The sequence below is a fragment of the Tenacibaculum soleae genome (assembly GCF_001693415.1).
Lineage (GTDB): Bacteria > Bacteroidota > Bacteroidia > Flavobacteriales > Flavobacteriaceae > Polaribacter > Polaribacter soleae.
On sequence record NZ_MAKX01000041.1, the window covers coordinates 15174 to 29922 of the forward strand.

14 protein-coding genes and 1 riboswitch are annotated in these 14749 nt (G+C 30.9%); of the genes, 13 read left to right on the top strand and 1 reads right to left on the bottom strand.

Annotated features, from left to right (window positions below; translation table 11 throughout):
* Positions 1 to 35 precede the first annotated feature (35 nt).
* The 13 genes from BA195_RS13295 (at position 36) to metF (ending at position 13079) form a co-directional block, all read left to right on the top strand.
* Positions 36 to 2141: a HEPN domain-containing protein gene (locus BA195_RS13295; RefSeq protein ID WP_068706270.1), complete on the top strand. Its 2106-nt coding sequence runs from the start codon at positions 36 to 38 to the stop codon at positions 2139 to 2141.
* Positions 2134 to 2910, top strand: a complete 777-nt coding sequence (cobA, locus tag BA195_RS13300) for a uroporphyrinogen-III C-methyltransferase (RefSeq protein ID WP_068706272.1) — start codon at positions 2134 to 2136, stop codon at positions 2908 to 2910. The genes BA195_RS13295 and cobA overlap by 8 nt, the downstream gene beginning before the upstream one ends.
* A 15-nt stretch (positions 2911 to 2925) precedes the next feature.
* The gene (locus BA195_RS13305; protein ID WP_068706273.1) at positions 2926 to 3516 is read left to right on the top strand and encodes an HPP family protein; all 591 of its coding nucleotides are present in this window, start codon (positions 2926 to 2928) and stop codon (positions 3514 to 3516) included.
* Positions 3517 to 3532: 16 nt separating this feature from the next.
* Positions 3533 to 4114 (top strand): precorrin-2 dehydrogenase/sirohydrochlorin ferrochelatase family protein, encoded by a 582-nt coding sequence (locus BA195_RS13310; RefSeq protein WP_068706275.1) that lies wholly within the window; start codon positions 3533 to 3535, stop codon positions 4112 to 4114.
* A gap of 92 nt (positions 4115 to 4206) precedes the next feature.
* Entirely contained in the window at positions 4207 to 5262 is a 1056-nt protein-coding gene (locus BA195_RS13315) for an NAD(P)/FAD-dependent oxidoreductase (protein WP_068706277.1), read from the top strand.
* Positions 5263 to 5281: 19 nt separating this feature from the next.
* Complete coding sequence (locus BA195_RS13320) at positions 5282 to 5614, top strand: 2Fe-2S iron-sulfur cluster-binding family protein (protein ID WP_068706279.1); 333 nt, start codon at positions 5282 to 5284, stop codon at positions 5612 to 5614.
* Position 5615: 1 nt separating this feature from the next.
* Positions 5616 to 6356 (top strand): serine O-acetyltransferase EpsC, encoded by a 741-nt coding sequence (epsC, locus tag BA195_RS13325; protein WP_068706281.1) that lies wholly within the window; start codon positions 5616 to 5618, stop codon positions 6354 to 6356.
* A 3-nt stretch (positions 6357 to 6359) separates the two neighbouring features.
* Positions 6360 to 7250 carry a cysteine synthase CysM gene (gene cysM, locus BA195_RS13330; protein ID WP_068706283.1) on the top strand — a complete coding sequence of 297 codons (891 nt, stop codon included), beginning with the start codon at positions 6360 to 6362 and terminating at the stop codon, positions 7248 to 7250.
* Between the two features lie 64 nt (positions 7251 to 7314).
* Positions 7315 to 7438, top strand: a riboswitch (SAM riboswitch).
* A gap of 49 nt (positions 7439 to 7487) precedes the next feature.
* On the top strand, positions 7488 to 8486 hold the full coding sequence (locus BA195_RS13335) for a homocysteine S-methyltransferase family protein (protein ID WP_068706285.1): 999 nt from the start codon (positions 7488 to 7490) through the stop codon (positions 8484 to 8486).
* Positions 8487 to 8489: 3 nt separating this feature from the next.
* A complete protein-coding gene (locus BA195_RS13340) occupies positions 8490 to 8939 on the top strand; it encodes a hypothetical protein (protein ID WP_068706287.1) in 450 nt (149 codons plus the stop codon).
* Positions 8940 to 8955: 16 nt separating this feature from the next.
* Positions 8956 to 11634 carry a methionine synthase gene (gene metH / locus BA195_RS13345; protein WP_084443220.1) on the top strand — a complete coding sequence of 893 codons (2679 nt, stop codon included), beginning with the start codon at positions 8956 to 8958 and terminating at the stop codon, positions 11632 to 11634.
* A 7-nt stretch (positions 11635 to 11641) separates the two neighbouring features.
* Complete coding sequence (locus tag BA195_RS13350) at positions 11642 to 11884, top strand: hypothetical protein (RefSeq protein WP_068706289.1); 243 nt, start codon at positions 11642 to 11644, stop codon at positions 11882 to 11884.
* Between the two features lie 238 nt (positions 11885 to 12122).
* On the top strand, positions 12123 to 13079 hold the full coding sequence (metF, locus tag BA195_RS13355) for a methylenetetrahydrofolate reductase [NAD(P)H] (RefSeq protein ID WP_068706291.1): 957 nt from the start codon (positions 12123 to 12125) through the stop codon (positions 13077 to 13079).
* Position 13080: 1 nt separating this feature from the next.
* Here the strand turns inward: metF and BA195_RS13360 are convergent, their stop codons facing one another.
* Positions 13081 to 14643, bottom strand: coding sequence for a hypothetical protein (locus BA195_RS13360; protein ID WP_068706293.1), 1563 nt, complete (start codon positions 14641 to 14643; stop codon positions 13081 to 13083).
* Positions 14644 to 14749 lie beyond the last annotated feature (106 nt).

Genomic DNA, 14749 nt, shown 5'->3' on the forward strand with positions numbered 1-14749 from the left:
AAAAGTAACGCTTACAAGCTTTAAGATATATAGTAATGCAAAGTTTTAGAACCGAAATAGAAAACCCAATTGTAGAAAAAGACATTCTAGAATTAGAGAGAAAAATTCAACTTTTTAAAGAAGGTAAAATAGACGAAGAACGTTTTCGTAGTTTACGTTTAGCAAGAGGTGTTTACGGTCAGCGTCAGTTTGGTGTACAAATGATTCGTATAAAATTACCTTTTGGTAGGGTTACAAGCGAGCAATTACATAGAATTTCAGACGTTTCAGATGAGTATTCTCGTGGAAGATTACATATTACTACAAGACAAGATATTCAAATACATCACGTAAGTTTAGATAGAACGCCAGAATTATGGGCGCAACTAGAAAAAGATGATATCACACTACGTGAAGCTTGTGGAAATGCAGTAAGAAATATTACAGCATCAGAAACAGCGGGAATCGATGTAAACGAACCTTTTGATGTTTCACCATATGCAGATGCTACGTTTAAATTCTTTTTAAGAAACCCAATTTGTCAAGAAATGGGGCGTAAATTTAAAATGTCTTTTTCGGGTACAGATGATGATACAGCAATTAGTTTTATTCATGATTTAGGATTTATTGCAAAAATAAAAACTGAAAATGGAGTAACTAAAAAAGGATTTAAAGTTTTATTAGGTGGTGGTTTAGGCTCACAGCCAAGACATGCAGATGTTATTTACGACTTTTTAGAAGAAGATGTTTTAATACCAACAATTGAAGGTGTTTTAAGAATTTTTGATCGATTTGGTGAGCGTGCAAAACGCGCAAAAGCAAGATTAAAATTTTTAGTAAAAGATTTAGGAGTTGATACTTTTTTACAATTAGTATCTGATGAGGTAAATGCGTTAGAAAATAAAACATTTAAAGTAGATACTACCGAGTTTGAGCAGCCAATCTCTTTTCAAGAAATTTCAATTCCTTCAGTAAAAATTGAAGATGAATCTGCGTATAATAAGTGGAAAGAAACCAATGTAATCAAACAAAAACAAGAAGGTTTATTTGCAATAGGGCTTAAAATTCACTTAGGAGATTTTTATACACCAAAAGCACGCTTGTTAGCAGATTTAGTTAAAAAATATGCAGCAAATGAAATTCGTTTAACTTTACGTCAAAATATTTTAATTCGTCATGTAAAAGAAGGATTGTTACCTTTTTTCTATGTAGAATTACAAAAATTAGGCTTTGCAAAAGCAGGTTATAATTCTACAGCTGATATTACAGCGTGTCCAGGAACTGATACTTGTAATTTAGGAATTTCGAGTAGTACAGGAATTGCGGTAGAACTAGAAAAGGTATTAGAAGAAGAATATCCAGCATATTTAAACAATAAAGAAATCGCTATTAAAATTAGTGGTTGTATGAATGCTTGTGGGCAACATAATATGGCACACATTGGTTTTCAAGGAATGTCTATAAAAGTAGGTGCATTACAAGCTCCAGCATTACAAATTTTAATAGGTGGTGGTATTTTAGGTGATGGAAAAGGACGTTTTTCTGATAAATTAGTTAAAGTACCAAGTAAAAGAGGTCCGGAAGCATTACGTATTTTATTAAATGATGTAGAGGCAAATCAGCAAGAAGATGAAACTTTTTTAGCGTATTATGACCGTCAAGGAAAAACATACTTTTATGATTTGTTAAAAGGATTATCTGATACATCAAACTTAGCGCCAAGTGATTTTATTGATTGGGGACATTCAGAAAATTATGTAAAAGCAATTGGAGTAGGTGAATGTGCGGGAGTTGTAATTGATTTAATAGCAACACTTTTATTTGAAAGTGAAGAAAAAATTACAAACTCAGCAGAAGCTTTAAAAGAAAATCAATTTTCAGATAGTATTTATCATTCATATACCTCTTTAGTTAATACAGCAAAAGCTTTATTAATTGCCGAAAATATAAAAACAAACACACAAGCAGGTATTATTACAAGCTTTCAAGAACATTTTGTAGCTACAGGTAAAATTAATTTAGATGTTAGTTTTGAAGATGTAGTTTATCAAATTAAAAGAGAGAACCCAACAAAAGCATTTGCTGAAAGTTATTTAAATGATGCAAAATCGTTTTATAATAAAATAGATGCTTTTAGAAAACAAGAAGTAAGTAATGCTTAATAAAATACCAAAATTAACCGTTGTTGGCGCTGGTCCTGGAGATGTAGATTTAATTACAGTAAAGGCAATTAAAACGTTAAAAAAAGCTGATGTTGTTTTATACGACGCTTTGGTAAATGAAGATTTATTAGAGTTTATAAATCCGAATGCAGAACAAATTTTTGTTGGAAAAAGAAGAGGATGTTATAAATATCAGCAAGATCAAATTAACGAATTAATTGTAGCAAGAGCAAAAAGTCACGGTCATGTTGTTCGTTTAAAAGGAGGAGATCCTTTTATTTTCGGGCGCGGTGCTGAAGAAATGGAATATGCTGCTAGTTTTGGAGTAGCAGTAGCTGTTGTACCAGGAATTTCATCATCATTAGCGGTGCCAGCATCTCAAAACATACCATTAACAAAACGTGGAAATGCTGAAAGTTTTTGGGTAATTACAGGTACCACGAAAGATCACAAGTTGTCAAACGATGTTGCTTTGGCAGCAAAATCCAACGCAACAGTGGTGGTGTTAATGGGAATGGGGAAATTACCAGAAATTGTAAAATTATTTAAACAAGAAAATAAAAATAATTTACCAGTAGCAATTATTCAAGATGGCACAACATCAAGAGAGAAAGTTGGTATAGGAACCGTAGATACTATTTTAGAAATTGTTCAAAAGAATGAATTAAGTAATCCTGCGATTATTGTTTTAGGCGAGGTTGTTAAACATCGACAAGATTTAGATAAAGTGCAACAAGAAGTTATTAATAAAGAGTTTACTTTAGCTTAAAAAAATAATTTTATAATGGTAAAGCAACAAGTAAAAAGAACAATAAGAATAACTAAATATGTTTTGTATAAAGAAACATCTTTAGATTATATAGAAAATTTTTGGTCTTTTATAGGTGCTTTTATCGGAATAGGAATTATCGCTATTATACAATCTTTTTATTTATCAAAACTTGAAAATGTTTTTTTAATAGGATCGTTTGGAGCCACGTGTGTTTTAGTGTATGGAGCAATTCAAAGTCCGTTAGCACAGCCAAGAAATTTAATTGGTGGGCATGTTTTATCGGCAATAATTGGTGTTACAATTGCTAAATTTTTACCCGATATTATTTGGTTAACAGCACCGTTAGCAGTTTCAGTATCTATTGTGTTAATGCAGTACACAAAAACATTGCATCCACCAGGAGGCGCAACGGCTTTAATTGCGATAATAGGAACAGAAAAAATAAAAACATTAGGGTATTTATATGTATTGTCGCCTGTTTTAAGCGGAACGTTAATTTTATTTGTAGTAGCTTTATTGATAAACAATATTACTAAACACAGAAGTTATCCTACCAATAAAAAGTTTACAAGAATATTTAGAAAAGTAAAAAAAGGAAATTGATTTTAAAGGAGATAAAATGAATGAAGAAAGAAACAATCTATATCCTATTTTTTTAAAAACAGAACAATTAGAAATACTTATTGTTGGTGGAGGATTTGTAGCATTAGAAAAATTGTCTTTTTTATTAAAGTCTAGTCCTAATGCTAAAGTAACCATGGTTTCGCCATTTTTTAGAGAAGAAACAAAAAAATTAGCAAATAAGTTTAAGGTAAATATAATTGTTGATATTTATAATAAAATCTATTTAAAAGGTAAACATATTGTAGTTGCAACGACTGATAAGGTTGATGTAAATATTGAAGTTTATAAAGATTGTAAAAAACAAAATATATTGGTAAATGTTGCCGATAATCCACCATATTGCGATTTTTATATGGGCGGAATTGTAACCAAAGGAAATGTAAAAATAGCCATTTCTACTAATGGTAAATCGCCAACAACTGCCAAAAGATTACGTCAGTTTTTTGAGGAAGTAATTCCCAATAATATTAACGATTTAGTACAAAATTTAAATAAATATAGAAAAACCCTTAGAGGAGATTTTGAGGATAAAGTTGAAAAACTAAACGAATTTACGAAGAGTTTAGTAGAAAAATAGCGTAACGTTATTGCGAACAAAGTAAAGTAATTAGTTGATTTAAAAAGAGATTGCTTAGTTTTTTTCGTTCGTAATGACAAATAAATAAAATTATGATTACAACAGATATACTAATTATTGGAGCAGGACCAACAGGGTTATTTACCATTTTTGAAGCTGGTTTATTAAAACTAAAATGTCATTTAATTGATGCTTTGCCACAACCAGGAGGGCAATGTTCAGAAATTTACCCGAAGAAACCTATTTATGATATTCCGGCATATCCAGAAATTTTAGCAGGTGATTTAACCGATAAATTATTAGAGCAAACAAAACAATTTGAGCCAGGTTTTACCTTAGGTGAACGAGCAAATACAATTGAAAAACAAGAAGACGGAACTTTTATTGTAACCACTAATAAGGGTACCAAACACCAAGCGCCAGTTGTAGCTATTGCTGGAGGTTTAGGAAGTTTTGAGCCTCGTAAGCCACCGATTCCTAATATTGCAGATTTTGAAGATAAAGGGGTTGAATATATTATTCGTGATCCAGAACTGTATAGAGATAAAAAAGTGGTAATTTCTGGAGGTGGAGATTCGGCTTTAGATTGGGCGATTTTCTTATCAGATGTAGCATCCGAAGTAACCTTGATTCATAGAAGAAATGAATTTAGAGGAGCGTTAGATTCAGTTGAAAAAGCACAAGAGTTAAAAAATTTAGGGAAAATTAATTTAATTACTCCAGCTGAAGTAAAAGGAATTTTAGGGAAAGAGCACGTTACAGGAGTAGCCGTTGAAAAGAAAGGAGAAGAACCCTTTATTATTGATACAGATCACTTTATTCCTTTATTTGGATTATCACCAAAATTGGGGCCAATAGCAGATTGGGGATTAGAAATTGAAAAAAATGCGATTAAAGTTAACAATGCTTTAGATTATCAAACAAATATTCCTGGTATATTTGCAATTGGAGATGTAAATACGTATCCTGGTAAGCTAAAGTTAATTTTATGTGGCTTTCACGAAGCAACTTTAATGTGTCAGAGTGCTTATAAAATCATTCATCCAGATAAAAAATATGTAATGAAATATACTACGGTAGGTGGAGTTGAAGGTTTTGATGGAACCAAAAAAGAAGCACCAAAAGCAGTAGTAAAAGCAATTCAGTAATAAGATTTAATACTAAATAATGTCAGCAGATATCAATATAAAAATAACAGATAGAGAAGGAGTACTTCACGAAATTATTGCACCGACAGATATGGCAATGAATTTAATGGAAGTAATTCGTTCATACGAATTAGCAGAAGAAGGTACCATAGGCGTTTGCGGTGGTATGGCAATGTGTGCCTCGTGTCAATGTTATGTAAAATCTGAACATGAATTACCTGAAATGGGAATTGATGAAGATATGATGTTAGCTGAAGCTTTTCATGTTGAGGACAATAGCCGTTTAGGTTGCCAAATTCAAATGAAACCAGAACTAGAAGGATTGGAAGTTGAATTAGCACCAGAAATATAGTATGCCGTTAAAAAATTATAAACTAACCTTAAAAGACACCGTAGAAGAATTTACAAAGAAATTATTTTATGCACTTTTTGATGAAAATTATTATCAAGAAAACATAAAAACAATACAAAGTTTATTTCTTCAAATAACAAAATCATTAGCGATTAATGATACTGATAAAATTTGGGAAGCATATAAAAGTAAGTTTAAAGAAATTCGTAAAAAATTAGATTTAGATGCCATTGCTTTTGAAAAAACAGATCCAGCAGCAAAAAGTTTAGCGGAGGTATACTTAGCATATCCAGGCTTTCATGCCATTGCAGTTTATCGTTTAAGCCATGAGTTGGTAAAGTTAAACGTACCTGTTTTACCAAGAATGATGAGTGAATATACTCATGGAGTTACAGGTACTGATATTCATCCAGGAGCAACCATTGGAAACTCGTTTTTTATAGACCATGCTACCGGAATTGTTATAGGTGAAACTACTCTGATAAAAGAAAATGTAAAAATTTATCAAGGAGTTACCTTAGGCGGGATACAAGTAAAAAAGAGTTTAGCAGAAACAAAAAGACACCCAACGATTGAAAAAAATGTAACTATTTACGCAAACGCTACTATTTTAGGAGGAGAAGTTGTAATAGGTGAAAATAGTATTATAGGGGCTAATGTATGTGTTACCGAATCTGTACCACCTAAATCGTTAGTAATATATCAATCAGAAAATAAAATTGTTTCATTAGATAAAGTTTAAATTATGAAAGCAAAAAAAATAACCGACTTTGTCGGAAACACCCCTTTAATAGAGGTTAGTAATATTTTAAATAAAAAAGGAGTACGTTTATTTTTAAAATTAGAAGGACACAATCCAGGAGGAAGTGTCAAAGATAGAGCTGCTTACAATATGATTTTTGAGGCTTTAAACCGAAGAAACATTAAAAAAGGAGATCATCTAGTTGAAGCAACTAGTGGAAATACAGGGATCGCTTTAGCATTTATATCAAAAGTATTAGGGCTACATATGACGTTGGTAATGCCTGAAAGTGCAACTGAAGAACGTGTAAAAACAATGAAAGCTTATGGAGCCGAAGTTTTATTAACACCAAAAGAAGAAGGTATTGAAGGCGCTAGAGATTTAGCACAAAAGTTACGCTATAAAGAAGGGTATTTTATGTTAAATCAGTTTGAAAATAATGATAATTGGAAAGCGCATTATAAAACCACAGGACCTGAGATTTGGAAAGATACTGAGGGGGAAGTAACACATTTTGTATCTGCCATGGGAACTACAGGTACTATTATGGGAGTTTCTACGTACTTGAAAGAACAAAATCCTAAGGTTAAAATTATAGGAGCACAACCAACCGATGGTTCTAAAATACCTGGTATTAGAAAATGGTCTAAAGAATATTTGCCAAAAATTTTCGATAAGTCAAAAGTTGATGAAATTATTGAGGTTAGCGAAAACCAAGCACGAAATATGACACGTAAACTTGCGAGTCAAGAAGGAGTTTTTGGAGGTATGAGTAGTGGTGGCGCAGTACACGTAGCATTACAAGTAGCAGAAAAGATTGAAGAAGGTATTATTGTAGCTGTTATTTGTGATATCGGTGATAGATATTTATCATCCAATTTGTATAATTATTAAAAAAATGATGTAAAAACAAAAAAAGTTTGTTTATTTGCATTATAATAGTTCATTAACTTTATAAATGTTATCAAGAAAGGTGGAGGGATTAGACCCTGTGAAACCTTAGCAACCCTATGTGTAAACAAAGAAGGTGCTAAATTCTACTTAAAAATTGTAGTAAATTTAATTTTTAAGAGAGATAACGGAAAGACTTTCCTCTTTTCCTGATAACATATACAATATAAAATATCAGGAATGTCAAACATTTACCAAGAAATACAAAAACGAATTCTCATACTCGACGGAGCAATGGGTACTATGCTTCAGGCATATAAATTTACCGAAGAAGATTTTAGAGGAGAACGTTTTAAAGAATATCCAATACCGTTACAAGGAAATAACGATTTACTTTCTATCACACAGCCAGAGGCAATAAAAACAATTCATGCAAAGTATTTTGAGGCTGGTGCCGATATTATAGAAACCAATACCTTTTCAGGAACTACCATTGCAATGGCCGATTATCAAATGGAAAATTTGGTGTATGAATTAAATTATGAATCTGCTAAAATTGCAAAAGAAGTAGCTATAGAGTTTACAGTCAAAGAACCACACAAACCAAGGTTTGTAGCAGGGTCAATAGGACCAACAAACAGAACAGCAAGTATGTCGCCAGATGTAAATGATCCTGGTTATAGAGCAGTAACTTTTGATGAGCTTCGTGTTGCTTATAAAGAACAAGTTGAAGCTTTATTGGATGGCGGAGCTGATATTTTATTAGTTGAAACTGTTTTTGATACCTTAAATGCAAAAGCCGCATTATTTGCTATTGAAGAAGTAAAAGACGAGCGAAAAATAGAAGTGCCTGTAATGTTAAGTGGCACAATTACCGATGCCAGTGGAAGAACTTTATCTGGGCAAACTGCCGAAGCTTTTCTAATTTCAGTATCTCACATTCCGTTATTATCTGTTGGATTTAACTGTGCTTTAGGCGCCAATTTATTACAACCTCACTTAGAAGCAATTACTTCAAAAACAGATTTTGCTACGTCTGCACATCCTAATGCAGGGTTGCCAAATGCTTTTGGTGAGTATGATGAAACTGCTGAAGAAACTGCCGAACAAATTGAAGAGTATTTAAAGAAAAACTTGGTTAATATTGTTGGTGGTTGCTGCGGTACAACGCCAGAACATATTAAAGCAATAGCAGATTTAGCATTAAAATATTCACCAAGAAAATTTAAAACAACCTAAACTATGAAAAATATAATTCAATTAATTTTAGTGACAATCTTGCTTGTTTCTTGTAATAATCTAGATAAAAAAGATAAAAAAGAAGCTATAAAAATCAATATCCAAGGTACTTGGAAGTTAGTATATGGTGAGGTTAAAGAAAACGATTCCATAAAGGTTAAAGATTTGTCTAAAGCAGATTTTATTAAAATTATAAATAAAACCCATTTCGCCTTTTTTAATCAGCCTAAAAAAAATACAGAAGGATTTTATGGAGGAGGAGGAAGTTATACGCTTGAAAAAAATAATTACAAAGAAACCTTAAATTATATTTCGGTTGATGCTATTAGGGGCCATGTATTTCCATTTACAGTAAAAATTACTGGTGATACCTTAATTCAATATGGATTAGAAGAAGTAAAAGAAGCAGGGATTCATAGAGATATTATTGAAAAATATATCAGAATTAAATAAGTAACATTATTAAAAGATGAGTGTAAAAACGAATAAATACATGAAACTTTCGGGCTTAGAACCTTTAGTTTTAAGTGAACATACCAATTTTATTAATGTTGGAGAGCGCACAAATGTTGCAGGATCTCGTAAGTTCTTAAGGTTGATAAAAGAAGAAAAGTTTGATGAAGCTTTAGCAATAGCAAGGCATCAGGTTGAAGGAGGAGCTCAGATTATCGATGTAAATATGGATGATGGTTTGATTGATGGAAAAGAAGCTATGGTTCGTTTTTTAAACTTAATAGCAGCCGAACCTGATATTTGTAGAGTTCCGTTAATGATTGATAGTTCTAAATGGGAAATCATTGAAGCCGGTTTACAAGTTGTACAAGGAAAATGTGTTGTAAATTCAATATCATTAAAAGAAGGAGAGGAAAAATTTATTTGGGAAGCTACTCAAATTAAAAGGTACGGAGCTGCCGTAATTGTTATGGCTTTTGATGAGGTTGGGCAAGCTGATACTTACGAAAGAAGAATTGAAATTGCCGAACGATCGTATAATGTTTTAGTTGATAAAGTAGGGTTTGCATCCGAAGATATTATTTTCGATTTAAATATTTTTCCTGTTGCAACCGGAATGGAAGAGCACAGAAAAAATGCCATCGATTTTATTGAAGCTACACGTTGGGTACGACAAAATTTACAAAACGCAAGTGTAAGTGGAGGTGTAAGTAATGTTTCGTTTTCTTTTAGAGGAAATAATATTGTTAGAGAGGCTATGCACTCTGTTTTCTTGTATTATGCAATTCAGGCAGGAATGAATATGGGAATTGTAAACCCAGCAATGCTGGAAATTTATGACGATATTCCTAAAGATTTATTAGAATATATTGAAGACGTTATTTTAGATAGAAGAGATGACGCAACCGAGCGACTGTTAGATTTTGCTGAAACTGTAAAAGGGGTTAAAAAGCAAGATGAAGCAAAAATATTAGAATGGAGAAGTTTGCCTTTACAAGAAAAAATTACCCATTCTTTAGTAAAAGGAATTGATGAGTTTATTATTGAAGATGTAGAACAAGCAAGGCAAGAATCAGACAAACCAATTCAAGTAATAGAAGGTCATTTAATGATTGGAATGAATGTGGTAGGTGATTTATTTGGTGCAGGAAAAATGTTTTTACCTCAAGTAGTTAAGTCGGCACGAGTAATGAAAAAAGCAGTTGCTTATTTAAATCCGTTTATTGAAGCAGAAAAAGGAGAAAAACAAAAAGCCTTGGGTAAAGTTTTAATGGCAACTGTAAAAGGAGATGTACATGATATTGGTAAAAATATTGTAAGTGTTGTTTTAGGCTGTAACAATTATGAAATTGTTGATTTAGGCGTTATGGTTCCGCCAGAAAAAATTATTGAAGCTGCTAAAAAAGAAAATGTTGACATTATTGGTTTATCAGGTTTAATAACACCTTCGTTAGATGAAATGGTGTACTTGGCTAAAGAAATGGAACGCCAAGAGTTTTCGGTACCTTTATTAATAGGTGGGGCAACAACATCAAAAGCACATACGGCTGTAAAAATAGATCCTCAATATAAAAACGCGGTGGTGCATGTAAACGATGCATCAAGAGCGGTAACTGTGGTAAGTGATTTATTAAACGAAGAAACCAGTAATGCCTATGTTGCAAAGTTAAAAAAAGACTACGATGAGTTTCGCGAAAAATTCTTAAAAAGAGGTAAGACTAAAGCCTATATTTCAATTGAAGAAGCTCGAGAACGTAAGTTTAAAATAGATTGGAAAACAAGCTCTATTTTTAAACCTAAAGAGCTAGGAATTCAAACTTTAGAACAAGTTAGTTTAAAAGAATTATTACCATATATAGATTGGAGTCCGTTTTTTAGAAGTTGGGATTTACACGGTAAATACCCAGATATTTTAACTGATGAGGTAGTTGGCGAGCAGGCAACGCAATTGTATGAAGATGCGAAAGTGATTTTGGATAAAATAATTACGAAACAATTATTAAAACCAAAAGCAGTATTTGGGTTATTTGAAGCAAATACAATTAATGATGACGATATTTCTATTCAGAAAAAAGGGGAAGAAATTGCAGTTTTTAGAACCTTACGTCAACAACTTAAAAAGAGAGAAGGAAAACCAAGTATTGCTTTGTCAGATTTTATAGCACCAAAAGAATCTAAAAAACAAGATTATATGGGGGCATTTTGTACTGCTATTTTTGGAGCAGATGAACTAGCGAAAACATATAAAGAAAAGGAAGATGATTATAATGCCATTATGGTACAGGCAATTGCCGATCGTTTTGCCGAAGCTTTTGCAGAATATTTACACCATAGAGTTAGAACAAAACATTGGGGATATGCAGCTGATGAAACATTATCAAATGATGAATTAATAAAGGAAACTTATAAAGGTATTCGTCCTGCACCAGGTTATCCAGCATGTCCTGATCATTTAGAAAAAGAAACGATTTGGGATTTATTAAAAGTTGAAGAAAAAATAGGAGTAACATTAACAGAAAGTTTAGCAATGTGGCCTGCAGCAGCAGTTTCAGGGTATTATTTTGGTAATGAAGAAGCAAAATATTTTGGGTTAGGAAAAATTACAGATGATCAGGTACGTGATTTTGCCAACAGAAAAGACATCACATTAGAAAAGGCCAGAAAATGGTTACATCCAGCGATAGCTGATAATTAAAAACGAAATGAGTCAGGAATTTATAGAATTAAACTTAAGAAATCATATTATTTCTCATGGATATGATGAGGATAATAAAGAAATAACTGAAGAGGTTACTGCAGATGTTTTTTTACCCAAAACAATTGCTATAAGTAGAATTAAATCCTTGAGCGATAAATATATTTTAACTGATTATATAGGAGGTAGATGGATTTATTGGGAGTATAAAGAGCCTTACGAATTGGTAAAAAAAATATTAATAAAATAAGAAACAACTAACAACTAAAAACATAAAAAAAAGCGTATTTAATTAACAATAAATTATCTTTAAGGTAAAATTTAAACCAAGAAACGATAGTAATTTTGAACTATAAAAATTAATAAAAAGAACAAAAATGAAAAAGTATAGTTTAGAAATTAAGTTTATGATTCAATTATTGGTAATGTTTACAATATCATTATTTATAGCATCATTTATATAGTTAAATACGCCTTTATAATAACTTATGAAGGTAACAGATCACATTAAAAAAGCAAACGGGAAAACATTATTTTCGTTTGAAATTATTCCGCCAAAAAAAGGAAACAACATTCAGGATTTATATAATAATATAGATCCGTTGATGGAGTTTAACCCGCCCTTTATAGATGTAACCACTTCAAGAGAAGAGCATTTATATATTGATAAAGGAAATGGATTGTTAGATAGAAAAATAACCAGAATGCGTCCTGGTACAGTAGGTATTTGTGCAGCAATAAAGCACAAATATGATGTAGATACGGTTCCGCATGTTTTATGTGGAGGATTTACCAAAGAAGAAACAGAGTATTTATTGGTAGATTGTCATTATTTAGGTATTGAAAATGTGATGGCATTACGAGGTGATGCAATGAGTCATCAAAAGTATTTTGAACCAACAAAAGGAGGACATCAATTTGCAACAGAATTGGTAGGTCAAATTAAGAGTTTAAATAGTGGTAAATATTTACACGATGTGATAGAAGCAAATCATAAAGCTGATTTTTGTATAGGTGTAGCAGGGTATCCAGAAAAACATTTAGAATCTCCATCACTACAAACCGATTTAAAACGATTAAAAGAAAAAGTTGATGCAGGGGCAGATTATGTAGTGACGCAAATGTTTTTTAATAATCAAAAGTATTTCGAATTTGTAAACGCAGCAAGAGCAATAGGAATTACCATACCAATTATTCCTGGAATTAAACCAATAGCAGTAAAACGTCATTTACAATTGTTGCCACAGGTTTTTAAAATAGATTTACCAGAAACATTGATAAAATCGATTGATGATTGTAAAACAAATAAACAAGTAAGGCAAGTAGGTGTAGAGTGGTGTATTGAGCAATCTAAAGAACTATTACAAGCCGGAGTACCTTTGTTACATTATTACTCTATGGGAAAAAGTGACAATGTAAAAGCAATAGCCAAAGCATTATTTTAAATTATCTAATATTTTGATTGAGTTTATTTTTGATGATCAAAGCAACTGGTTTGTTTTCAATTTTTGACTCTAACCAAGAAAGAATATCTAAATATAAAAAAGCTCTTTTTTCATATGGATGATTTTCATAAACTTTTAAACGGTCATATATTTTTTTAAATTCCTTTTTAATTTGATGAGGAAACACGTCGCCTAGCGCTTTTATTGATGAAATAAATTCTTTTTGAACTTCTTGAAGATTTTCCATTTTTAATAAAAAGCGGTAGGTGTCTTTAAATTGTCTTTCTAAATCGTAATCTAAACCACATTCGTAATGTGCAATTAAATTTAAAATACGAGCAAAGCATTGTAAATCTTCAGCAACATGAATTTTTTTAGATTTAATAATTTTATTTAAATATAAAATACATTCTTTATTTTTACCCATACCAAAGTATAAACAAGCTATTTTATAATATAAAACAACAATATGATGGTTATCTAACCTATTTTTATAAAGCGCAATCTTGTCGTTTATTATTTCAACTAAATATTCTCCTTCATAAAAATTACCTTCTAAAAAATGAGCATGTAGTTTGCTTGAATAATAGTATTGAAAAATAAGAATTTCAGTATTACTATTTTGTGGTATTATATTATTTTTAACTTCTTCCTCAAATAATAAAAGCTCTTTTTTAAATTTTGTGTAATGTTTTATAAAAAAAAGACTTTCTAGTAAATAATTTTTCCCTTTTAAATAAAAAACAGGATGTATAGCAATATTTTTAGCATTAATTTTAAATAAATTAACCCATTTATTAGCATATTTATAACTTTGTAAAAAATCTTGTGTTAAAAAACTATGCCATAAATTAGCTTTATATAACCATAGCTTCTCTCTAAAATTTAAATTTTCATATTGATAGTGTGGTAGTTTAGAATTAAAATAATGATTCACTTTTTTAAGTTCAATATCATTTCTTACGTAGCCATTTTTTAATAAATAACTGTATAATTGTATCGATAAGTTTGACAATTTACTGGTCATTACATTTTGTTGACTTAGCTTTTTTGCCTGAATTGTTAATTCGTCAGCCCTAGTACTAATACTTCGAGTTATATATTGACTTTCTATAACTTTTTCAAGTTCTACAATTTCATAAGCAATATTTTTTTCTTCATTATCAATTGCTGTATTTTTTGCCTTATCAAGTAGTTTTAAACTTTGTTTATACAATCCTTTTTGATACAAAATTGTCGCAAAATCTAATAATTCTCTTATTTGAATCCGAATATTTTTGTGAGCAGGATTCATTCGTAAACTAATTAAAATTTGTTTATACAAATGTGCTTTTAAATTCGAAAGTTGTTGTTTACTTACAATACCACTTTTTATAATTGTTTTTTCATCATACTTTTTTTGTTTTTCCAGAAACTTAAAAAGGGAAAAAAACTTAGCATCATTATTACCATCTAAACGACCAACATAAAGATTAAACTGCCGCTTTTCAGATTTAGATAAAGACTTTATTAAAACAAATAGCGAGTCGTTTTGTTGATTGGATTGTGTAATGACTTTGCTCATAATTATTTGTTTATCAGTGTTTTGTGTTGTTTTTTTTTAATTTAAATATCGTAAGTAATAAGTTAAAAAACAACTTGTTACGGAAACCAATATATACATTTGATTA

What these genes read in the sequence shown, in the direction of transcription:
- epsC (WP_068706281.1), top strand. Translation starts at nt 5,616, where the DNA reads ATGCCGTTAAAAAATTATAAACTAACCTTAAAAGACACCGTAGAAGAA.
- BA195_RS13335 (WP_068706285.1), top strand. Translation starts at nt 7,488, where the DNA reads ATGTCAAACATTTACCAAGAAATACAAAAACGAATTCTCATACTCGAC.
- BA195_RS13295 (WP_068706270.1), top strand. Translation starts at nt 36, where the DNA reads ATGCAAAGTTTTAGAACCGAAATAGAAAACCCAATTGTAGAAAAAGAC.
- BA195_RS13340 (WP_068706287.1), top strand. Translation starts at nt 8,490, where the DNA reads ATGAAAAATATAATTCAATTAATTTTAGTGACAATCTTGCTTGTTTCT.
- BA195_RS13315 (WP_068706277.1), top strand. Translation starts at nt 4,207, where the DNA reads ATGATTACAACAGATATACTAATTATTGGAGCAGGACCAACAGGGTTA.
- cysM (WP_068706283.1), top strand. Translation starts at nt 6,360, where the DNA reads ATGAAAGCAAAAAAAATAACCGACTTTGTCGGAAACACCCCTTTAATA.
- metF (WP_068706291.1), top strand. Translation starts at nt 12,123, where the DNA reads ATGAAGGTAACAGATCACATTAAAAAAGCAAACGGGAAAACATTATTT.
- BA195_RS13305 (WP_068706273.1), top strand. Translation starts at nt 2,926, where the DNA reads ATGGTAAAGCAACAAGTAAAAAGAACAATAAGAATAACTAAATATGTT.
- BA195_RS13320 (WP_068706279.1), top strand. Translation starts at nt 5,282, where the DNA reads ATGTCAGCAGATATCAATATAAAAATAACAGATAGAGAAGGAGTACTT.
- BA195_RS13310 (WP_068706275.1), top strand. Translation starts at nt 3,533, where the DNA reads ATGAATGAAGAAAGAAACAATCTATATCCTATTTTTTTAAAAACAGAA.
- BA195_RS13360 (WP_068706293.1), bottom strand. Translation starts at nt 14,643, where the DNA reads ATGAGCAAAGTCATTACACAATCCAATCAACAAAACGACTCGCTATTT.
- BA195_RS13350 (WP_068706289.1), top strand. Translation starts at nt 11,642, where the DNA reads ATGAGTCAGGAATTTATAGAATTAAACTTAAGAAATCATATTATTTCT.
- metH (WP_084443220.1), top strand. Translation starts at nt 8,956, where the DNA reads ATGAGTGTAAAAACGAATAAATACATGAAACTTTCGGGCTTAGAACCT.
- cobA (WP_068706272.1), top strand. Translation starts at nt 2,134, where the DNA reads ATGCTTAATAAAATACCAAAATTAACCGTTGTTGGCGCTGGTCCTGGA.